The organism is Corynebacterium fournieri (genome assembly GCF_030408775.1).
Lineage (GTDB): Bacteria > Actinomycetota > Actinomycetes > Mycobacteriales > Mycobacteriaceae > Corynebacterium > Corynebacterium fournieri.
On the sequence record NZ_CP047210.1, the window covers coordinates 1,081,741 to 1,102,009 of the forward strand.

Consider the following 20,269-nt stretch of genomic DNA (forward strand, 5'->3'; position numbering starts at 1 on the left):
GCCCCCCGCGGGGCCTCCCCCCTGCAACCCCAGTGCGTATTCAGTTGTGCACCTTCCCACCGAGGGAAAGGGGCCGCAGGGGTTGGCCTTGACCGGGCTGGGGCTTAGATTTCACCCCTGGCCGGGTCATCCCCCGAAGCCAAGCCGTACCTTACCGGCGTCTAAGGGAATGCTCAATGCTCGCACAGCATTGTTTCAGTGTGCTGTCCGATGCTGGTCGAAAACCTTTAAGAGTTGGACGGCTGGCCAGTAAAAAAGGATTCCGGTTACGGCGTGTTTACCTTGCCGTAACCGGATATTTCTCCCCCGGTGAGCACCCCCGATTTGGAGAATCGCCTACAGCAGGTCATTGAGCGAGCGGTTCTTCTCCTTCTCTTCCGCGGCATCCGCTTCTTCTTGGACGGCGTCTTTGAATTCGTCATCTTCAAGGTTGGATTCGTCCGCCAGCTCGTCGACCTCTTTGTCGGTGTCCGCTTCGACTGCTTGGGCGCGGCGCTCGCCTTCGTCCTTGAGTTCGTCGCGGTGTCGGAGATACACCACCGTCATCACGGCCATCACGAACAGGCCGAGGTATCCCAACACGGGGTACAGGCTGTTGACCAGCGGCTGGAAGCCCGCGAAAGAAAGCCCGAAGCCGACGACGCAAGCGATGGCGTAGACGGGGTAGAAGCGCTCCGGCTTACTGCGGGTCAACCGCTTTGCCAGCGCGTAGAGCATGCCCAGGCAGGTGTTGAACACCATCAGGAAGATGACCCACGTCATGATGAAGCCGAGGACGGGATCCACATTGTCGATCACTGCGAGCAACGGCATGTCCGCCCCGTTGACGGACTCGACCTGGAGAAGCAGGGAGGCGACAAGCAGGGCCAGCATGACCGCGTAGATCACGCCGCCGATCAGCCCGCCGAAGCGCGAGCTTTTCGTGTCGAATTCATCGCCAGCCATAACCAGCGCCATCGACACGCCGCACAGGGCGTTGAGGCCGGTGTGGTTTAGCGCGCCCAGCCACCAGTACGGGGTGCCGTCTGCGCGTGTCACTTCACGCTGCGCGTAGTCGTTGACTTCGCCCCAGCTGACATCCACTTGCGTGAAGGAGTAGATGCTGCCGATCAGCACAAACACAACCAACAGGGGAGTGGCCCACCCGATGACCGAAGAGACCTTGTCCACATCGAACCTGCCCACGATCAGCATCAGTGTCAGCATGGCAACCGCGCCGACCCAGATCTGCCATCCGAAGGATTGCTGGAGGTTGGAGCCCGCTCCGGCGAACATGACAAACCCGACGGAGAACATGCAGGCAACTGCGGACCAGTCCATGATGAACGCCGCCGGCTTGGAGGCGACGCTGTAGAAGACCTCGTTGTGTTCTCGTGCGAGGAAGTATGAGCCGAAGGTCATGAAGGCGGTGGCTGCAAGCAGCATGGTCACGCTTGCCAGGATCACGCCGTAGAAGCCGTTGGTGCCGTACGCGACAAAGTACTGCAGTGCCTCCATGCCCGAGGCGAACCCGGCACCGACGACGATGCCAACAAACGATGCAGCGACTGCGAGGCTGCGTTTCCACATAGAATTTTCTCCCAAAAGGTAATGTTTGGTCTGACTTACCAGTGAGGCCACATGGTAGTCCGTGGGGTGGGCGCTCCCGCACGCGCATGATCTGACAATCCTGACGCCTGTTCAGGTATGGCACTGCAGGTCAGGGATATATTGCTCTTCATGCATGTTAAATCGTGCGCACTTGCCGCGACCCGCTCCCGATCGGCCGGGTAACACCGGCGGGGAATAGACGGAGAATCATTTGCCCTAGCTGGGCAAAGTGTCTAAACTCGTGCGGGCGTGTCTACGCGCGAGCACGGCGTCCATCGTAATAGGAGGGTGCGGCGGCCGGCCCAGCGCGAGATCGGCGCACGCGAGTCCATGTGTTTGAGCTGGGCTTACGTCACCGAGAGAGACGCTTCTGTCCAATCACGATCTCCTATTTTTCGGAGCACATAGAACTTATGCGCACTTCCAACGCACCCCAGGTTGCCATCAACGACATCGGTGGCCCTGAGGAATTCCTCGCCGCAGTTGACGCGTCCATCAAGTACTTCAACGATGGCGACATTGTCACCGGCACCGTGGTCAAGGTTGACCACGATGAGGTCCTGCTCGACATCGGTTACAAGACCGAGGGCGTCATCCTGACCCGCGAGCTGTCCATCAAGCACGACGTCGACCCGGAAGACGTGGTCGAGGTCGGCGATGAGATCGACGCGCTTGTCCTGACCAAGGAGGACAAGGAAGGCCGCCTGATGCTGTCCAAGAAGCGTGCGCAGTACGAGCGCGCTTGGGGCACCATCGAGGAACTGCAGGCCAACGACCAGCCGGTTACCGGTACGGTCATCGAGGTCGTCAAGGGCGGCCTCATCCTCGACATCGGCCTGCGCGGCTTCCTGCCGGCATCGCTGGTTGAGATGCGCCGCGTGCGCGACCTGGATCCGTACATCGGCCAGGAGCTCGAGGCGAAGATCATCGAGCTGGACAAGCACCGCAACAACGTGGTCCTGTCCCGCCGCGCTTACCTGGAGGAGACCCAGTCCGCGGTCCGCTCCGACTTCCTGCACCAGCTGCAGAAGGGTCAGGTCCGCAAGGGCGTCGTGTCCTCCATCGTCAACTTCGGTGCGTTCGTCGATCTCGGCGGCGTCGACGGCCTGGTGCACGTCTCCGAGCTGTCCTGGAAGCACATCGACCACCCGTCCGAGGTTGTCGCTGTCGGCGACGAGGTCACCGTCGAGGTGCTCGACGTCGATCTCGACCGCGAGCGTGTCTCCCTGTCGCTGAAGGCGACCCAGGAGGATCCGTGGCGCGTGTTCGCCCGCACCCACGCTGTGGGCCAGATCGTCCCGGGCAAGGTCACCAAGCTGGTTCCGTTCGGCGCGTTCGTCCGCGTCGAGGAGGGCATCGAGGGCCTCGTCCACATCTCCGAGCTGGCGCAGCGCCACGTGGAGGTCCCGGACCAGGTTGTCAACGTCGGCGAAGAGGTCATGGTCAAGGTCATCGACATCGACCTGGACCGTCGTCGCATCTCCCTGTCCCTCAAGCAGGCTGACGAGGACTACGTCGAAGAGTTCGATCCGTCCCGTTACGGCATGGCCGACTCCTACGACGAGCAGGGCAACTACATCTTCCCGGAGGGCTTTGACCCGGAGACCAACGAGTGGATGGAGGGCTACGACGAGGCTCGTCAGCAGTGGGAGGCACGCTACGCCGAGGCGGAGCGTCGCCACCAGGCTCACACCGCTCAGATCGAGCGTCACCGCGCCGCTGCCGCCGAGGCTGCGGAGCGCGAGGGCGACCAGGCTAACTACTCCTCCGAGTCTGCAGCTGCGGCTCCGGCAGCTGACCAGGCTGAGGAGAACATCGGCTCGCTGGCTTCCGACGAGCAGCTCGCCGCTCTGCGCGATAAGCTCGCTGGCAACTAGTCGCTCACAGGCTCGCGCCTGCAGCGAAATAGCCTAAGCGTCCCGCACACCGCCCCGGTGTGCGGGGCGTTTTGCTATGTTCGGCCGCATGAAGAAAGTAGGCCTCACGGGCGGCATCGGCAGCGGGAAATCGACGGTTGCGAGGTTGCTTGCCAACGCCGGATTTCCGGTCGTGGACGCGGACCAGATCGCGCGCGAGATCATGGAACCCGGCTCCCCAGTGCTGGAGAGGGTCGCCGAAGAGTTCGGCGCCGACATCCTCGACGACGAAGGCGTGCTCGACCGCTCGGAGCTGGCCCGGCGGGCGTTTGCGTCGAAGGAGGCCACGGAGCGGCTCAACGCCATTACACACCCGGCGATCCGCGCGGAGTCGGAACGCCGGTTCGCCGCGGCGGAGACGGCGGGGGAGACCGCGGTGATCTATGACATGCCGCTGCTGGTGGATCTCGGGTTGCACTCCGGGATGGATTTGACCGTTGTGGTGGATGTGGACGTTGAGGAGAGGGTCCGAAGGCTCGTCGAGAAGCGGGGGCTCGATGAGGCTGACGCACGCGCGAGGATGGGCCAGCAGATCGACGACGCGACTCGGTTAGCAGCCGCGGATGTGGTGATAGACAACAGCGGCTCGCTGGACGCGCTTGAGCCTCAGGTCGCCGCCTTAGTCGAGCGCATCAGGGGTTAGTGAACTGTACCGGGGAAATTTACCGGTGTGACACGTACCATTTACCTTCCGTGGCTAGTTTTCCTGGCATGGGAACGTGGGATACGGGGCCGTTCGACAACGACCCTGCGTACGACGCCGTGACCGCACTGGTCAACGGCACGTTCCGCATGGACCAGTTCCGCTTCGAGTGCGGACTCGGATCACTGGGCACCGACGAAGCGCAGTCCGTCATCGCCCTTGCCGCCGTGATCAACGGCTACTCGCCCGCCGAGTTCGAGGGTGCGGTGAATTATCCCTTTACTCTCGACGACAAGCGCTGGATCCGCCGCCGCGCCCAAGCCGCACTGCGCCCGGGCGGATCCGCGCTGTACTCCATGTGGGAGGACGCGGGCGAGCTTGAGCAGTGGCTCGCCGCGGCGAGGAAGTACACCTCGAAGCCTCGGTTCAGAATCGTGGCCGACGCGTAGACTGGCACGCATGGCTTTTGCTGCTGAACACCCAGTCCTCGCCCAATCCGAATTCCGCCCAGTCGGCGAGATCGAGCGGCGCGAGAAGCCTTTCGAGGTCGTCTCCGAGTACAACCCGTCCGGCGACCAGCCTCACGCGATCGCCGAGCTGGACGAGCGGCTCAACCGCGGCGAGCGCGACGTGGTCCTCATGGGCGCGACCGGCACCGGCAAGTCCGCCACCGCGGCGTGGCTGATTGAAAAGCAGCAGCGCCCCACGCTGGTCATGGCGCCGAACAAGACGCTGGCCGCGCAGTTGGCCAACGAGCTGCGCCAGCTGCTGCCCAACAACGCGGTGGAGTACTTCGTGTCGTATTACGACTACTACCAACCGGAGGCCTACATCGCGCAGACGGACACCTACATTGAGAAGGACTCGTCCATCAACGACGACGTGGAGCGCCTGCGCCACTCCGCCACGTCCGCGCTTTTGAGCCGCCGCGACGTCGTGGTGGTCTCCTCGGTGTCCTGCATCTACGGTTTGGGCACGCCGCAGTCCTACCTGGACCGCTCCATCGTCTTGCGCACCGGTGAGGAGGTGGAGCGCGACCGCTTTCTGCGCCTGCTGGTGGATGTGCAGTACGAGCGCAACGACATCGACTTCAAGCGCGGCACGTTCCGCGTCAAGGGCGACACCGTAGATATCATCCCCGCCTACGAAGAGGTCGCTGTGCGCGTGGAGTTTTTCGGCGACGAGGTGGATTCGCTGTACTACATCCACCCGCTGACCGGTGACGTGATCAGCCAGGAAGACGAGGTCCGGATCTTCCCGGCGACCCACTACGTGGCCACGGACGAGCGCATGGAAAAGGCGATCGAGGCCATCAAGGAAGAGCTCGCGGACCGCTTGGAGGAGCTGGAGAGCAAGGGCAAGCTGCTCGAGGCGCAGCGGCTGCGCATGCGCACCGAATACGACCTGGAGATGATCCAGCAGGTCGGCTTCTGCTCCGGCATCGAGAACTACTCGCGCCACATGGACGGGCGCCCGGCCGGTTCGGCGCCGGCGACGCTGATCGACTACTTCCCGGAAGACTTCCTCACCATCATTGACGAGTCCCACGTCACCGTGCCGCAGATCGGCGGCATGTTCGAAGGCGACATGTCCCGCAAACGCAACCTTGTGGAGTTCGGATTCCGCCTCCCCTCGGCCGTGGACAACCGCCCGCTGACTTTCGACGAGTTCGAGTCGCGCGTGGGGCAGAGCGTGTACATGTCCGCCACCCCCGGCGACTACGAGCTGGAGGCTGCGCAAGGCGAGTTTGTGGAGCAGGTGATCCGCCCGACTGGCCTGGTGGACCCGAAGGTGACCGTCAAGCCGACGAAGGGCCAGATCGATGACCTGATCGACGAGATCCGTACCCGCACCGCCAAGGACGAGCGTGTGCTGGTGACCACGCTGACCAAGCGCATGGCGGAGGACTTGACGGACTACCTGCTCGATAACGGCATTAAGGTGCGCTACCTGCACTCCGACATTGACACCCTGCAGCGCGTGGAGTTGTTGCGCCAGCTGCGCCTGGGCGAGTACGACGTGCTGGTGGGCATCAACCTGCTGCGCGAGGGCCTCGACCTGCCCGAGGTCTCTTTGGTGGCCATCTTGGACGCGGACAAAGAGGGCTTTTTGCGCTCCACAAAGTCGCTCATCCAGACCATCGGCCGCGCGGCGCGAAACGTCTCCGGCGAGGTCATCATGTACGCCGACCAGGTCACCGAGTCCATGCAGGAGGCCATCGATGAGACCGAGCGCCGCCGCGAGAAGCAGATCGCGTACAACGAGGAGCACGGCATCGACCCGCAGCCGCTGCGCAAGGCCATCGCCGATATCTTGGACCAGGTCTACGAGGACGCTGACGCCGACGCGCAGACGAGTCTCAGCTCCGACACTGCGGTCGCGCAGCGGCCCGACGTGTCCAACATGGCCTCCGACGAGGTGCAAAAGCTTATCGACGACCTGACGGTCCAAATGCGCGAAGCCGCTGGAGAGCTCAAATTTGAGCTGGCCGGGCGACTCAGAGACGAGATTGCTGATCTGAAGCGCGAGCTGCGTGGTATTAAAGACACAGGGAATTAGAAAGGAACCTGCCTTGCACACCTACAAGTCGATCGCTGTCGGCACCGACGGCTCCGCTACCTCCATGGTCGCTGTGCGCGCCGCTGCTAGCTTGGCCCGCGTCTACGGCGCCGAGCTGACGATTATCTGTGCGCACTACACCGCGTCCGGGTCGATGCTGAACTCCACCAACGCCGAGCTGTCCCGCGTGGACATCGTCACCGCGACCAATGCGCGCGAGATTCTGCGCAAGGCCGACGAGATTGCCAAGGAGGAGCAGGCAAGCAAGGTCAACTTGGTGTCCAAGGGCGGCCAGCCTGCGAACGTGCTGGTCGAGGCCGTCACAGAGTACGGCGTGGACCTGCTTGTCGTGGGCAACAAGGGCATGCGCTCGATGGCCGGCCGCATCTTCGGCAACATCCCCGGCAACGTGGCCAAGAAGGCTCCGGTGGACGTGATGCTGGTGGATACCCGGGCAGAGGGGCACGACTAAAATACCCGGGGGTACACTAACTTTGCCCCAAACGCTTTGAAAGGTGATCATCATGGCGGATACTCCGTACAAGACCATCGTCGTCGGCTCCGACGGCTCCAAGTCCTCGCTGCTGGCTGTTGAGCGCGCCGCGAAGCTGGCGGCCGCGTTCGGCTCCACCCTCGTCATTGGTACTGCCTACTACGAGAACGAGGAGGAGGCCGCGAAGACCCTGCGCCAGGACTCCGTGACCATCCTGGGCGACCAGAAGGCGCTGGAGAACCTCGAAGGCGCTGCGGATCACGCACGTGCCGCTGGCGCTCCGGATGTGCAGACCGCAACCCGCCCGGGCACCCCGGTGCAGGCACTGATGGCGATCGTCAACGACAACAAGGCCGACCTGCTCGTCGTGGGCAACCGCGGCATCAACTCCCTGACCGGCCGCCTGCTGGGCTCCGTGCCGGCGGACGTCGCGCGTCAGTCCGACTGCGACGTCATGATCGTCCACACCGTGAGCTAATTAGTCGCCGACCACCGTCAGCGTCTGCGTGGCGCGGGTGACGGCAACGTAGAGGTCTTGCCACCCCTGTGGCGAGGCCTCTTTAATTTTGCCGGGGCTGACCACAACCACGTTGTCGAACTCGAGGCCCTTCATCTCGCCGACGTTGTCCGCGTCGATCACCGCGGTCAAGCCGTCCCACTTGACGACGTCCTCCGGTCCGTCCACAAACTCCACCGGCACACCCGATTCACGGATGGCCTCCGGGACTGTGGCGTCCGGGTCGATCTCCGCGAGGATCTCCGCGGCGTAGTCCGCGATCTCCTTCGGAGTGCGGTAGTTCACGGTGAGTTCGTGGAGGCGGAAGCGCTCGCCCACAAACGGCTCGAGGGCACCGGTCCAATCGTCCACGCCGGCGGGGGAGGAGGTTTGGGCGGTATCGCCCACCAGCGTCATCCAGCGCGAGGGACAGCGGCGGAACACCATGCGCCACTCCATCGGTGAGAGCTCCTGTGCCTCGTCCACGATCACGTGCCCGTAGGCCCATGTCTGGTCTGATCGTGCGCGCTGGGCGGTCGAGCGGGTGTCCGTTTCCCGCTGGCGGCTGGCCAGCGTTTCCGCGTCGATCACGTCGGCGGCGGAAAGGATCTCGGCCTCAAACTGGTCGTCGTCGTTGTCGGTGGATTCGGACGATGCCAGGACGTCGAGCGCCCCTTCAGCCTCGGCGACGAGCTCGCGCCACTCCTGCTCTTCCTTCCGGCGCTGTTCCTCTGTGTCGACAGTGCCGACGAGCACGGCCAGCTCATCGACGAGCGCGGTATCCGCGCTGGTGAACGGCGAGCCGGGTTCGCGGTAGAGCGCGGCGCGGGTGTAGTCGTCGTAGTCGCGGGCCACGTCGGCGATGGCGTCGCGGTCCGTCAGCAGCGCGTCCAGCACCTCCACCGGGTCGAGCTCGGGGAAATGCGTGTCGATGAGTTTGACCACTTGCGGGTCGTCCGCGAGGTCGTCGTGAAGCTGGTCAACGTCCGCGTCGGAGAGCAGGTTCGCCCCGCCCAACGGGTCTTCACCGATGCGGCGTGCGAGCGCCTCGGCGAGCAGCTGTGTGAGGTGCTCCGCAAAGTGCGCCCGGGCCTGGTTGTGCGGCCGGCGGGAGCGGCGCGCCCGCGTGCGCGCAGCCTTGATCATCTGCGGGGTGGCCTCCACAGGAACAGCGTCGAACGTCAGGCGCACCGGCGCCTCAGGCAGCGTCTCGTACGCCTGGACGGCCCGTTTCAGTATGGTCACCATCTCGGCGGATCCCTTCACCTCGCGTGCGGCGATGGTGTCCTCGCCCGTCGGAGCGAAGCCCGGCACGAGCTGCTCGATGGTGCTGAGCACCACACCCGTCTCGCCGAGCTCCGGCAGCACGCGGGAGATGTACTCCAAAAACGTCGCGTTCGGCCCAACCACAAGCACGCCGGTGCGGGTGAGCTGCTCGCGCCAGGTGTACAAAAGGTAAGCGATGCGGTGCAGCGCCACTGCGGTCTTGCCGGTGCCTGGCCCGCTCTGGACCACCATGACGCCGCGTGTGGAGTCGCGAATGATCTCGTCTTGCTCGCGCTGGATCGTCTCCACGATGGATCGCATGTGCCCCGTGCGGGCCTCATTCATCGCGCGCCGCAGCGCAGCCTCAGAACCCACACCCGCAGTGGAAGTCTCCGCGCCGTCGCCGGAGAGCACCTCGTCGTCGACCGCAGTGACCGTGCGGCCGCGCATGCGAATGTTGCGCCGCGTTTCTACTCCTTCCGGGTGCGCCGTAGTGGCAAGGTAAAACGGACGCGCCAGGGGAGCGCGCCAGTCCAGTAAAAGCGTGCGGTAATTGTCCGAGCGGTCGTCCATGCCCATGCGCCCGATGTAGCGACGCTCCAAGTCCGGCCGTCCCGGCACCGCGTTTTCCGGGTCGTCGTCGGCGACGTCGATCCGGCCGAAGACCAAACCGGTTTCCGCGACATTGAGCGCGTCGAGCTTCGCGTTCAGGCCGTGGTACTCCGTTTCGCGGCGCACCAGCGCGTCCGAATCGGGGTTATCCGGATCAACGTCGCGCTGCACCTCGTCCAAGCGAGCCTGAGCGCGCGCAACCTCCGCATCGAGGTGCGCGAAAAGCTGATCTACGTATGTTTGCTCTGTTTCCTGCATCCCAACACCAAACGGCCCCGCGGCCGGGAATATTCCCAGCCTCGGGGCCGCCTTCAAAAGTCAGCGCTTACTTAAACTTCTTCTGCGCCTTCTTCACCAGCTTCTGCGCCTTCTTCTCAGCCTTCTTGGCCTTGCGCTTCCACTTCAGCTTGGTAATCCAGGACGGGTTGGCGTCGAGCTTGTCCCATGCATCCTGCAGGGAGTCGATCGCGTCCTGGGCCTTGCCCTGAGCCTTGGCGGAAGCCTTGTTCACCTTGCGCTTCGCCTTGAACTTATCCAGCGCGGACGGCTGAAGATCATCCAGCTGGCCCTGCAGGTCGCCGACGACGCCGTTGACCTTGCGCTTGGCCTTGAACTGCTGGATCTTGGACGGCTTCAGGTCGTCGTAGGTGTCCTCGGCCTTCTCGGAGGCCTTTTCAGCTGCGTCGTCCAGCCAGTCACCCGCGTCGGACAGGAAGTGGGAAGCCTGCTTCTTGGCGTCGCCCAACCAGTCGTTGGCAGCGTCGCCCGCCTTGGAGGCCTTCTTCTTCCAGTCGCCCTTGTTGTCGTCAACGTAGTCGGTGACCTGGTCGGTGGTGTCGGAGAACCAGTCAGACGCCTTGTTCCAGGCCTTCTCGGTCTCGGACTTGGTCGGCAGCGCCTGCTTGACGTTCTTCTGCGCAGTCTGTGCCGCGTGCTGGGCGCGCCACTTCATGTCCGGCTTGCCGGCGGTGTCAACCGTGGCCAGCAGCACGCCGCCGGCCAGGCCGAGGTCCGTCAGCGCGCCGGTGCGGCGGCGAGCCTTCTCGTCATCGTCCTCGGCCTCCCAGAAAGCGTGGCGGCCAGCGATGGTCGGCAGCGCGGTCGCCGCGAGCAGGGCAGCGGACAGGCGCGGGAACTTGCCGATGGCGAAGGATGCGCCAGCACCGGCCTTGGTGGCGCCGACAATCTGAGCGGCGGTCTCCGGGCTCTTCGGCAAAAAGCCGCGGTATTCGCGCGGGGTGACCGCGCGCAACTTCTTCAGAACGCTGTCCGAGCTGTCCTTGTGGCCAGCCGGGTTCAGCAGGGTCTCGACACCGTCGATCACGTAGACCGAAGCGAGCATCGGGCGTGCGATTTTCCGGATCATACTCTTACCCAATCCTTACTTTTTGTAGCTGAATGTGCTCCTGCCGAGTGTAGCGATTTTGCACCTGCCCGGTAGCACGGTTCTGATTTACCAGCGCCGATCCCACCAGTCGCCCAGGTGCGGACGCTCCTGCCCGAGCGTGGTGGGAGCGCCGTGGCCGGGCCAGACAACCGCCTCGTCAGGGTAGACGTCGAAGATCTTCTCCTTGACGTCGTTGAACAACCGCACGAAGTCGCCTTCGGATTGGGTCTTGCCCAACCCGCCGGGAAACAACGAGTCACCCACGAAAAGGTTTGGCGTGCCGTCGAGCTCTGCCGTGACGCAAGCCCCGCCCGGGGTGTGGCCGCGCAGGATGGTCACCGGCAGGCGGTGGCCGACGAACTCGATGGTGTCGCCGTCGCGCAACTCCACATCGGCGGGCGCCGGAAGAGCAGGCGCGTCCAAGAAGGGGGCGTAGTGCTTCGCGCCAGTGGCCTCGAGTACCTCCACGAGGGCGCGGGTGTGGTCGTGGTGGCGGTGGGTGGTCACCACCGCCGTGATTTTCACACCTGCGTCGTCGGAGAGCGAGAGCAGGTCGGGGGCGTGCGAAGCTGCGTCGATAAGCAGCCCCTGCCCCTGATCGCACAGCAGGTAACAGTTGTTGTCCATGTCGGAAACGGAGATGCGGCGCAATTCAAGCATGAGGTCCACGTTAGTCAGGAATGTTTCAGCTGTCGGCGGCGTTGGTAGCGTCTTGGGAGTACCAACGAACGAAAGCGAGAGTGACGTGGCCGAAAAGCTGACTGTGCGCGGCGCGCGCGAGCACAACCTCAAGGGCGTGGACATCGAACTGCCCCGCGACAAGATGGCGGTGTTTACCGGGCTGTCCGGCTCCGGCAAGTCCTCGCTCGCATTCGACACGATTTTCGCGGAGGGGCAGCGCCGCTACGTGGAGTCGCTGTCCTCCTACGCGCGCATGTTCCTGGGGCAAATGGACAAGCCAGACGTGGACTACATCGACGGGCTCAGCCCCGCGGTGTCCATCGACCAGAAGTCCACTAACCGCAACCCCCGCTCCACCGTGGGCACGATCACCGAGATCTACGACTACCTGCGTCTCCTGTTCTCGCGCGCGGGCACTCCGCACTGCCCGGTGTGCGACGCCGTGATTGAACGCCAGACGCCGCAGCAGATCGTCGACCGCGTGCTCGAGCTGGAAGAGCGCACCAAGTTCCAGGTGCTCGCGCCGATCGTGCGCAAGCGAAAAGGAGAGTTCCAGGACCTCTTCGCCGACCTTGCCTCCCAGGGCTACTCGCGCGTGAACGTGGACGGGGAGACCTACCAGCTGTCCGAGCCGCCCAAGCTGGAAAAGCAGATCAAGCACAACATCGACGTGGTGGTTGACCGCCTGACCGTCAAGGCCAGCCAGAAGCAGCGTCTGACGGATTCGGTTGAAACCGCGCTCAAGCTTGCCGACGGCTTGGTCGGCTTCGACTTTGTGGAGCTGGACGCGGACGACCCGGAGCGGGTGCAGATCTTCTCCGAAAAGATGGCGTGCCCGAACGGCCACAAGCTCAACGTGGAGGAGTACGAACCTCGCGCCTTTTCCTTCAACTCGCCCTTCGGAGCCTGCCCAGCCTGCGACGGCCTGGGCGTGCGCAAAGAAATCGACGTGGACCTGGTCATCCCGGATCCGGACGCCCCGGCAGTGGACGCCTTTCAACCGTGGAACTCCAGCCCGAACAAGAAGTACTTTGCCAAACTCGTTGAGGCGCTGGCCAAAGAAGAAGGCTTCGACGCAAACGCGCCGCTGAGCTCGCTGACCAAGACGCAGCAGAAGCACCTCATCCACGGATCGGCGACCAAGGTCAACGTCAAGTACAAAAACCGCTACGGCCGGCAGCGTTCCTACACCGCGGCCTACGAGGGCATCGTGGGCTACTTGGAACGCAAGTTGGAGCAGACGGAATCCGACACCCAAAAGGAACGCCTGTTGGCCTACACCCGCGAGGTGCCGTGCCCAACGTGTAATGGTGCCCGCCTGAAGCCGGAAATTCTGGCTGTGCGCCTGGCCTCGACCACGCACGGGGAAAAATCCATCGCGGGGTTGACGGAGCTTTCCATTGAGGACGCCTCCGAGTACCTGGACAACCTCGTGCTGGGATACCGCGAAGAGATGATCGCGGGTGCAGTGCTGCGCGAAATCCAGGCTCGCCTGCACTTCCTGCTGGACGTCGGGCTGAACTACCTCACCCTGGCCCGCTCCGCCGGCACCTTGTCCGGCGGCGAGGCGCAGCGCATCCGCTTGGCCACCCAGATCGGCTCCGGCCTGGCCGGCGTGCTCTACGTGCTGGACGAGCCCTCCATCGGCCTGCACCAGCGCGACAACCAGCGCTTGATCACCACCCTGAAGAAGCTGCGCGATTTGGGCAACACGCTCGTGGTGGTGGAGCACGACGAGGACACCATCCGCGAAGCGGACTGGCTCATCGACATCGGGCCGCGCGCCGGCGAGTACGGCGGGGAAGTGGTCTACCAGGGCAAGCCCGAGGGGATCTTGAAGGCCAAGGGGTCGCTGACCGGTGACTACCTGTCAGGCCGGAAGGTCATTGAGGTGCCGCAGCACCGTCGGGAAGTAGACAAAAAGCGCCAGCTCACCGTCGTCGGCGCGCGCGAGAACAACCTGGACAACGTCAGCGTGGACGTCCCGCTGGGCGTGCTGGTGGCAGTCACCGGCGTGTCCGGCTCCGGCAAATCCACCCTGGTGAACCAGATTTTGGCCAAGACGCTGCAGAACCAGCTCAACGGCGCACGCCAGGTGCCCGGACGGGTGAAGAAGGTGGAGGGGCTCGACCACCTAGACAAACTCGTGCAGGTGGACCAGAGCCCAATCGGGCGCACCCCGCGCTCGAACCCGGCGACGTACACGGGCGTGTTCGACAAAATCCGCAACCTGTTCGCGGAGACCCAAGAAGCGAAGGTGCGCGGCTACAAGGCCGGGCGCTTCTCCTTCAACGTCAAGGGCGGGCGCTGCGAGGCGTGCCACGGCGACGGCACCATCAAAATCGAGATGAACTTCCTGCCCGACGTGTACGTGCCCTGCGAGGTGTGCCACGGCGCCCGTTACAACCGGGAAACGCTTGAGGTCCGCTACAAGGGCAAGAACATTGCCGAGGTGCTGGAGATGCCCATCTCCGAAGCCGCTGAGTTCTTCGAGCCCATCACCTCGATCCACCGCTACCTGCAGACGCTTGTCGACGTCGGCCTGGGTTACGTCCGCCTCGGACAAAGCGCGACCACCCTGTCCGGCGGCGAAGCGCAGCGCGTCAAGCTCGCTTCCGAGCTGCAGAAGCGCTCCAACGGCCGCACCATCTACATCCTGGACGAGCCGACCACCGGCCTGCACTTCGAGGACATCCGCAAGCTCATGCTGGTGCTCAACGGGCTGGTGGACAAGGGCAACACGGTGCTGGTGATCGAGCACAACCTCGACGTGATCAAATCCGCCGACTGGATCATCGACATGGGCCCGGAGGGTGGCTCCGGCGGCGGCACGGTGGTGGCGCAGGGCACGCCGGAGGACGTCGCCAAGGTGCAAGGCTCGTACACCGGCCAGTTCATCGCGGACATTTTGGAGAAGAACTAAGGCGCGCCGATTTGGTTTGTGCAGGCACATGCGTGTACAGTTCGTTTCACACCGCCCAGCGCGCCCGTGTCATGCGGGTGCGGGGGCCGCAAGAGGAGTGAATCCCACCCCAAGCCGCTCGCGCAAGTGAGTTGGATACGGGTCAAACGGTGAGCCGAGGCAGTTACTTGCTGCTTGGCTTGCTTTGGACGATCTCCCGCCACCTGTCAGGGTGAGCGGGTTTTTCGTGTGGGATGAGACCGAATGCGGCCGAGTGCGGCACACATTGTTTCTTAAGTCTCTAGGAGTTCTCATCAGCGCTGAAGCTCGGATCAATGAACGAATCCGCGTCCCTGAAGTTCGCCTCGTCGGCCCGTCCGGCGAGCAGGTGGGCATCGTCCGCACGGACGACGCCCGCAAGCTGGCGTACGAGGCGGACCTCGACCTGGTTGAGGTAGCCCCGAAGGCCAAGCCGCCCGTGGCCAAGATCATGGACTACGGCAAGTTCAAGTACGAGCAGGATCAGAAGGCCCGCGAGGCCCGAAAGAACCAGCAGCAGACCGTGGTCAAGGAACAGAAGTTCCGCCCGAAGATTGATGAGCACGACTACCAGACCAAGAAGGGCAATGTTGAGCGCTTCCTGGAGAAGGGCAACAAGGTCAAGGTCACCATCATGTTCCGCGGCCGCGAGCAGTCTCGCCCCGAGCTGGGCTACCGCCTGCTTGAGCGTCTCGCCGAGGACATCGGGGAGCTCGGCGTTGTCGAGTCCCGTCCGAAGCAGGACGGCCGAAACATGACGATGGTCTTCGGACCGGCTCGCAAGGGCAAAAAGTAGTTCCAACAATCGACACTCTGAAGGGCTTTCACCATGAAGCAGAAGACCCACAAGGGCACCGCAAAGCGCATCAAGGTCAATGGCAAGGGCAAGCTGCGCCGCGAGCAGGCTGGTAAGCGCCACCTGAACGAGAAGCTCTCGTCGAAGCGCCGCCGCAAGCTGTCCGGCTCCACCGACGTTGCCAAGTCCGACGTCAAGCGCGCTAAGCGCCTCCTCGGCATGTCCTAAGCACTGCCCGATCAATCAACCGACACGAGATAAGAAAAGGAAGTTTGACTCATGGCACGTGTGAAGCGTTCAGTCAATGCTAAGAAGAAGCGCCGCGCTATTCTCAAGTCCGCGAAGGGCTACCGTGGCCAGCGCTCCCGCCTGTACCGCAAGGCGAAGGAGCAGTGGCTCCACTCCCAGACCTACGCGTACCGCGACCGCCGCAAGCGCAAGGGTGAGTTCCGTAAGCTGTGGATCCAACGCATCAACGCCGCTGCCCGCATGAACGACATCACCTACAACCGCCTCATCCACGGCCTGAAGCTGGCCGAGGTCGAGGTTGACCGCAAGATCCTCGCTGACCTTGCCGTCAACGACTTCGCTGCGTTCTCCGCGATCTGCGAGATTGCCAAGAACGCTCTGCCGGAGGACGTCAACGCTCCGAAGGTCGCGTAAGCACTTTCGCTTGACGACGAAAGCTCCCGCCCTTCCCCGAATCGGGAAGGGCGGGAGCTTTTTCGGTGTCTCTGCCTGTTTGTGGCTAGAAGATGCCGTTGTGCTCGCGGCCGCAGTCGTCGGCAGTAACGTCGCGGGAGTCGACGTCCTGGTCGTTGTACTCGGAGCCGTCGCCGTCGAGGCGGCCGGTCTGGGTGACCGTGATGTAGTTGGTCAGACGGTCTTCCTCAGAGGGGAACGCAAGATCCTCGCCGACCCTGCCAAGAACGCTCTGCCGGAGGACCCAGGCGCTGCGAAGGCCGCGTAGGCACTTCTGCTTGACGACGAAAACTCCCGCCTTTCCCCACAGCGGGGAAGGGCGGGAGTATTCGGTATCCCAGCCGTTTGTGACTAGAAGATGCCGTTGTGCTCGCGGCCGAAGTCGTCGACAGTGACGTCGCGGGAATCGACGTCCTGGTCGTTGTACTCGGAGTCATCGCCGTCGAGACGGCCGGTCTGGGTGACCGTGATGTAGTTGGTCAGACGGCCTTCCTTGGTGTCGCCGTCACCGAAGGAGAAGGAGACCAGGTCCGCCTCCTCGCCAGCGTTGATCGGGTTGGACAGGGTCACCTCGAAGATGCGTGCCTGCTCCTCGTCGTTCCAGCCAAGGTCGCGCGCGTAGGCGCCCTTACGGGTGGTGGTGGTGATCAGGCGGTCAACGTCCTCCGGGCCATCCTCGGTGTGGACCGCAACACGGAAGGTCACTGCCGGGAACTCGCCCCAGTAACGCTCGGAACCGACGTTGCGCACGCGCAGTGCGGTGGAACCTGCAAAGCCCTCTGCCTTCGCGGAAGAGACAGTGAAGTACGGCTCCAGGTCGAGGTCGTGCTCTGCGTTCTCGGTGGCCTCGTCGTCGACAGCCGCTTCCTTCTTGTCGGAGACAGCGTCGACCTCGATAGCGCCCTCGGTCTTGTCGGTGGTGTTTTCGTCAGCCTTTTCGGACTCCTCCTTCGCCTTCTTCTCGTTCTCGGCGGCGAGGTTGACATCCTTGTTGCTGATGTCGGCGGTGGTGTTGTCGTCGACCTTTTCCACATCGTCGATGTTGTCGCCCTTGTTCAGGGTGTCGACGTCCTTGTCGTACTCCGCGTTCGGCTCGTCCTTGACCTCGGTGGTCTGCGCGTCCTTGTTCGGCGCCCAGGAGTCGGCCGGGGAGTCGAAGTTCTTTACGCGCACCTCGTTCTTCACCGGCATGTTGGCGACCCATGCGGTCGGGGTAGCCCAGGTGCCGTTGGGCAGGCAGCGCTGCTGGGTGCCGGTCATGGTCACGGTGCGGAAGCCGTAGGTGGCCTCGCCGGTGTTGCCGGCCGGCACGTCGTACGGGCCGACAGTCTGGCCGACGTTCCAGGACAGTTCAGCGGAGACGTCCCAGCCCAGGCTCTTCGCCAGGGAGTAGCCGATGTTGCCCTCGATGCCCTTCTTGGAGCCGGAGCCGCCCAGGTTCAGCGTCTCGGTCTTGGAACCGTTGACGGAAGCGGAGATGGTCTGGGTGCGCGAGAGATCCTGCTGCAGCGGGATGGCCTCGTCGGACAGGTTGGTCGTGGAGATCGTGCCCACCGGCAGGAAGTTGTCCTTCACCTTGTACACCACGGTGCGGTAGTCCTCGGTGGAGTTGCACACCGGGCGCGGGTTGACCACGTTTGCCTTGAGGTGGTCGGAGCCGCGGTAGGTGTGAACGATCGGCAGCTTGTCGTTGTTCGCCGGGGTTTCGGGAGCGGACTCCTCGAGGGTGGCTGCGTTTGCGGGAACGATGGCAGCGCCTGCCATCAGGGTGCTCAGAAGCGCGGTGGTGATGCGCCGGGTCTTGCGGGTCATGCGTTGTCCTTTCCTGTAAAGCTTCCGCCAGCGGTGCTAGCAGTCGGTTCGATTGCTTACAGGGGTCAAGGTAGGGGTGTAGAAGCCACATGACAAGGAATATTCGGGGTCTCGGTACATTCGTTCCCCGATCGCATACTTTCGTTCCGCCTCGCGCAGAGTCGAAGAAAACTAGTGCTGCTGGGGTCCGCGGCCGTTGAGCACGGTTACCACCAGGTCGAGGCGGGAGGAGACACCGTAGACGGAAATCAGCTTTGACACCATCTTCTTTACGGTGGATTCCGCGTAGCTCAGGCGTTTTGCAATGTCGGCGTTGCTTAAGCCGTCGCAAAGCAGCTCCAGCACCTGGCGCTCAGTGTCGGACAGCCCGGCAGGCACGACGATCCGCTTCTGGGGCTGGGGCCTGGCAGCGCGGGCTGGGTTGCTTTGCTGTTGCTGGCCAGAAAGGTGGGGCAGCAGCTTGTTCATTGCAGCAGGGGAGATGACGGTGCCGCCTGCGACCGCTTGCCGCACCGAAAGAATGATTTCCTCGCGGGGCTGGCTTTTTAGAATGTAGCCTCGCCCGCCGTGCTCGAGGATGTCCAGCATCGCGGAGTCATTGTCCAGCGAACTGATGGCCAAAAACGAAGGGACCGGCCCCCGCTTGGCCAGGTTGCGCAATAGTTCTGCACCGCCCATGTGCTGCATGTAGACGTCGGACAACACGACATCGACATCTGCCTCGGGGATGCGCTCTAAAGCTTCGGACCCATCCGACGCGGTTTCTACCACCGTGATGCCCTCGGCGCTGTCCAGGTAACTTTTCAGCACCTCGCGGACAAGGGGATCGTCATCGACGAGGAAAACCCGGATGGGGTGGTCAGATGAGCTCATTGCAACGGATTGATGTTGCAATCGGTTTAGCACCAGAGACGGCCGAGCAGGCCGCCGCACTCGAAGGTGTCTCCAATGGCGCCTGCTGCGTAGGGAGCTGCAACCGGCTGAGCCTGTGCGACCGCGGGGGCGGAAGTGATCAGGCTGACTGCGGCCAGGGCGGAGGCGGTGAGGCGAGCAAACTTACGCATTTGCTTGTCCTTTCGTATGTTAAAGCTGCAAGACGCTATATCGGATTATGGTTGCCCAACTGGGCTGCGGGCAATTATATCGGGCGGTGTCTCATAAAGACGATACGAAAGTGCCGCCGCAACGCGGGCAAAGCTACTTTCGTTCCTTCGGAACTGTCAGGTGATAGCGGAACGCGTCGCCTCGGTAGCCAGCATCGAAGGAAGCCCCGTCCTCCCGGAGGAGGGAGGAAATCTCTCCCAATCCTACGCCGGTGCTCATCTCAACGGCTCGGTCTTCACCGGTGCCGTAGTTTTGCACCACGATTTCGATTTCAGCGTCATCCTCGACGGCGGCGACGATGACGGGGCGGTTCTTGTCGGCGTATTTGATCACGTTGGTTTCAATCTCGCGGAACGCGCTCGGGGCATGGCGGAGTGCGATCGCGCGGAGGCCGGCACCATTGAGGCCGGTTTCCGTCACGGAGTATCCGTGGCTGCGCAAGGATTCTGTAAACGTCCGAAGTGTGACGTTCAATGCCGGCGGTGCAAACGCATCGCTGGCTGTCGATTCCTCGGGAGATTCAGAACGCATAAAGCGGATGAGCTGACGCACTTCTTGCATGGAGCGTCGCGCATCGTCTGCGATGAGGCGGGCGGCTTGGGCGGTCTTTTCATCACCAACCATCGCTAGCGCCTCGCTGCGCAGAACAACGGAGGTCAAGGATGCGGCGACGGATCCGTGTAGGGCCTTAACCGTTCTGTCCCGCTCCCGTTCCAGCTCCTCCTTCAGGCGCTCTGCCTGGCGTTCGCGGGTTAGGAGGAACGCCCTCAAAATCCATCCTGCTGCCCAAGCAGCAAGAAGAAGAACCGCGAGAAAGGCTGCCGTTCCAAGCGCGATGGGGAAATAGATTCCTGAGGGAAAGTCAGTCTGCGCCAAGTACCAAAGGTAGAAGACGATCGGCAGACTCAACCGAGTTGGCAAACGCAACCCCACGACGGCGGCCACGGCAAACATGCCGATGATCAAAATGGCGCTTCTGTATTCCGTCTCTAACGCGGACAGCTGCAGCAAGAACCCATACCCGAGGCCCGCCGCGATGGGGGAGAAAAACGCTGCGGCGATGAGGAACACTGCGTTGAGCGCAACAGCGAACCTGGCCCATTCGATCGCAAGCGGAAGGCCCGGCAGTGCAGCAAGCAAGATTGCGTACAGCGCGACAGCTGCGGCGAAACCGGTGCGCCAACCACGCGCCGCCGGCGACAACAGGCGAGCGCGTACAAGCTCCGGAAACGTAGGCACGTGAACAGACTAGCCCGCCAGCCACGTACTCT

General features: G+C 63.2%; 20 protein-coding genes. 12 read left to right on the top strand and 8 right to left on the bottom strand.

The genetic code is table 11. The features are described from left to right. Positions 1-336 precede the first annotated feature (336 nt). Positions 337-1,569: a YkvI family membrane protein gene (locus CFOUR_RS05270; protein WP_085957884.1), complete on the bottom strand. Its 1,233-nt coding sequence runs from the start codon at positions 1,567-1,569 to the stop codon at positions 337-339. Positions 1,570-2,003: 434 nt separating this feature from the next. Between CFOUR_RS05270 and rpsA the strand changes: the two genes are divergently transcribed. From rpsA to CFOUR_RS05300, 6 genes are all read left to right on the top strand, one after another. Beyond that, positions 2,004-3,467, top strand: a complete 1,464-nt coding sequence (rpsA, locus tag CFOUR_RS05275; protein ID WP_085957885.1) for a 30S ribosomal protein S1 — start codon at positions 2,004-2,006, stop codon at positions 3,465-3,467. Positions 3,468-3,555: 88 nt separating this feature from the next. Continuing rightward, a complete protein-coding gene (gene coaE, locus CFOUR_RS05280) occupies positions 3,556-4,149 on the top strand; it encodes a dephospho-CoA kinase (RefSeq protein ID WP_085958471.1) in 594 nt (197 codons plus the stop codon). A gap of 68 nt (positions 4,150-4,217) precedes the next feature. Further along, the gene (locus CFOUR_RS05285) at positions 4,218-4,598 is read left to right on the top strand and encodes a DUF4259 domain-containing protein (protein WP_085957886.1); all 381 of its coding nucleotides are present in this window, start codon (positions 4,218-4,220) and stop codon (positions 4,596-4,598) included. A 10-nt stretch (positions 4,599-4,608) separates the two neighbouring features. Then, positions 4,609-6,708, top strand: coding sequence for an excinuclease ABC subunit UvrB (uvrB, locus tag CFOUR_RS05290; RefSeq protein ID WP_085957887.1), 2,100 nt, complete (start codon positions 4,609-4,611; stop codon positions 6,706-6,708). A 13-nt stretch (positions 6,709-6,721) separates the two neighbouring features. After that, entirely contained in the window at positions 6,722-7,180 is a 459-nt protein-coding gene (locus CFOUR_RS05295) for a universal stress protein (protein ID WP_085957888.1), read from the top strand. Positions 7,181-7,232: 52 nt separating this feature from the next. After that, complete coding sequence (locus tag CFOUR_RS05300; protein ID WP_085957889.1) at positions 7,233-7,679, top strand: universal stress protein; 447 nt, start codon at positions 7,233-7,235, stop codon at positions 7,677-7,679. On the opposite strand, the gene CFOUR_RS05305 is transcribed toward CFOUR_RS05300, so the two are convergent. From CFOUR_RS05305 to CFOUR_RS05315, 3 genes are all read right to left on the bottom strand, one after another. Then, positions 7,680-9,833 carry a HelD family protein gene (locus CFOUR_RS05305; protein WP_085957890.1) on the bottom strand — a complete coding sequence of 718 codons (2,154 nt, stop codon included), beginning with the start codon at positions 9,831-9,833 and terminating at the stop codon, positions 7,680-7,682. Positions 9,834-9,900: 67 nt separating this feature from the next. Further along, on the bottom strand, positions 9,901-10,941 hold the full coding sequence (locus CFOUR_RS05310; RefSeq protein ID WP_085957891.1) for a DoxX family membrane protein: 1,041 nt from the start codon (positions 10,939-10,941) through the stop codon (positions 9,901-9,903). Positions 10,942-11,028: 87 nt separating this feature from the next. Next, positions 11,029-11,622 (bottom strand): MBL fold metallo-hydrolase, encoded by a 594-nt coding sequence (locus tag CFOUR_RS05315; RefSeq protein WP_101706449.1) that lies wholly within the window; start codon positions 11,620-11,622, stop codon positions 11,029-11,031. 85 nt (positions 11,623-11,707) lie between these two features. Here CFOUR_RS05315 and uvrA point away from each other — a divergent pair, with 85 nt between their 5' ends. From uvrA to CFOUR_RS05340, 6 genes are all read left to right on the top strand, one after another. Then, a complete protein-coding gene (uvrA, locus tag CFOUR_RS05320; RefSeq protein WP_085957892.1) occupies positions 11,708-14,566 on the top strand; it encodes an excinuclease ABC subunit UvrA in 2,859 nt (952 codons plus the stop codon). Between the two features lie 66 nt (positions 14,567-14,632). Next, complete coding sequence (locus CFOUR_RS11390) at positions 14,633-14,719, top strand: hypothetical protein (RefSeq protein WP_435383891.1); 87 nt, start codon at positions 14,633-14,635, stop codon at positions 14,717-14,719. 112 nt (positions 14,720-14,831) lie between these two features. Further along, positions 14,832-15,380, top strand: coding sequence for a translation initiation factor IF-3 (gene infC, locus CFOUR_RS05325; RefSeq protein ID WP_179154841.1), 549 nt, complete (start codon positions 14,832-14,834; stop codon positions 15,378-15,380). A gap of 33 nt (positions 15,381-15,413) precedes the next feature. Continuing rightward, positions 15,414-15,608, top strand: coding sequence for a 50S ribosomal protein L35 (gene rpmI / locus CFOUR_RS05330; protein ID WP_085957894.1), 195 nt, complete (start codon positions 15,414-15,416; stop codon positions 15,606-15,608). A 51-nt stretch (positions 15,609-15,659) separates the two neighbouring features. Then, on the top strand, positions 15,660-16,043 hold the full coding sequence (rplT, locus tag CFOUR_RS05335) for a 50S ribosomal protein L20 (protein ID WP_085957895.1): 384 nt from the start codon (positions 15,660-15,662) through the stop codon (positions 16,041-16,043). A gap of 79 nt (positions 16,044-16,122) precedes the next feature. After that, positions 16,123-16,350, top strand: coding sequence for a hypothetical protein (locus tag CFOUR_RS05340; protein WP_290180197.1), 228 nt, complete (start codon positions 16,123-16,125; stop codon positions 16,348-16,350). An 83-nt stretch (positions 16,351-16,433) separates the two neighbouring features. Here CFOUR_RS05340 and CFOUR_RS05345 read toward each other — a convergent pair whose 3' ends face one another. The 4 genes from CFOUR_RS05345 to CFOUR_RS05360 form a co-directional block, all read right to left on the bottom strand. Next, a complete protein-coding gene (locus CFOUR_RS05345; protein WP_085957897.1) occupies positions 16,434-17,894 on the bottom strand; it encodes a hypothetical protein in 1,461 nt (486 codons plus the stop codon). A 171-nt stretch (positions 17,895-18,065) separates the two neighbouring features. After that, the gene (locus tag CFOUR_RS05350) at positions 18,066-18,767 is read right to left on the bottom strand and encodes a response regulator (RefSeq protein ID WP_085957898.1); all 702 of its coding nucleotides are present in this window, start codon (positions 18,765-18,767) and stop codon (positions 18,066-18,068) included. Positions 18,768-18,793: 26 nt separating this feature from the next. Continuing rightward, positions 18,794-18,958: a hypothetical protein gene (locus CFOUR_RS05355; RefSeq protein ID WP_179154842.1), complete on the bottom strand. Its 165-nt coding sequence runs from the start codon at positions 18,956-18,958 to the stop codon at positions 18,794-18,796. A gap of 133 nt (positions 18,959-19,091) precedes the next feature. Beyond that, positions 19,092-20,237, bottom strand: coding sequence for a histidine kinase (locus tag CFOUR_RS05360; protein ID WP_085957899.1), 1,146 nt, complete (start codon positions 20,235-20,237; stop codon positions 19,092-19,094). Positions 20,238-20,269 lie beyond the last annotated feature (32 nt).

What these genes read in the sequence shown, in the direction of transcription:
- CFOUR_RS05305 (WP_085957890.1), bottom strand. Translation starts at nt 9,833, where the DNA reads ATGCAGGAAACAGAGCAAACATACGTAGATCAGCTTTTCGCGCACCTC.
- CFOUR_RS05310 (WP_085957891.1), bottom strand. Translation starts at nt 10,941, where the DNA reads ATGATCCGGAAAATCGCACGCCCGATGCTCGCTTCGGTCTACGTGATC.
- CFOUR_RS05350 (WP_085957898.1), bottom strand. Translation starts at nt 18,767, where the DNA reads ATGAGCTCATCTGACCACCCCATCCGGGTTTTCCTCGTCGATGACGAT.
- CFOUR_RS05315 (WP_101706449.1), bottom strand. Translation starts at nt 11,622, where the DNA reads ATGCTTGAATTGCGCCGCATCTCCGTTTCCGACATGGACAACAACTGT.
- CFOUR_RS05355 (WP_179154842.1), bottom strand. Translation starts at nt 18,958, where the DNA reads ATGCGTAAGTTTGCTCGCCTCACCGCCTCCGCCCTGGCCGCAGTCAGC.
- CFOUR_RS05300 (WP_085957889.1), top strand. Translation starts at nt 7,233, where the DNA reads ATGGCGGATACTCCGTACAAGACCATCGTCGTCGGCTCCGACGGCTCC.
- coaE (WP_085958471.1), top strand. Translation starts at nt 3,556, where the DNA reads ATGAAGAAAGTAGGCCTCACGGGCGGCATCGGCAGCGGGAAATCGACG.
- rplT (WP_085957895.1), top strand. Translation starts at nt 15,660, where the DNA reads ATGGCACGTGTGAAGCGTTCAGTCAATGCTAAGAAGAAGCGCCGCGCT.
- rpsA (WP_085957885.1), top strand. Translation starts at nt 2,004, where the DNA reads ATGCGCACTTCCAACGCACCCCAGGTTGCCATCAACGACATCGGTGGC.
- uvrB (WP_085957887.1), top strand. Translation starts at nt 4,609, where the DNA reads ATGGCTTTTGCTGCTGAACACCCAGTCCTCGCCCAATCCGAATTCCGC.
- rpmI (WP_085957894.1), top strand. Translation starts at nt 15,414, where the DNA reads ATGAAGCAGAAGACCCACAAGGGCACCGCAAAGCGCATCAAGGTCAAT.
- CFOUR_RS05270 (WP_085957884.1), bottom strand. Translation starts at nt 1,569, where the DNA reads ATGTGGAAACGCAGCCTCGCAGTCGCTGCATCGTTTGTTGGCATCGTC.
- CFOUR_RS05285 (WP_085957886.1), top strand. Translation starts at nt 4,218, where the DNA reads ATGGGAACGTGGGATACGGGGCCGTTCGACAACGACCCTGCGTACGAC.
- CFOUR_RS05345 (WP_085957897.1), bottom strand. Translation starts at nt 17,894, where the DNA reads ATGACCCGCAAGACCCGGCGCATCACCACCGCGCTTCTGAGCACCCTG.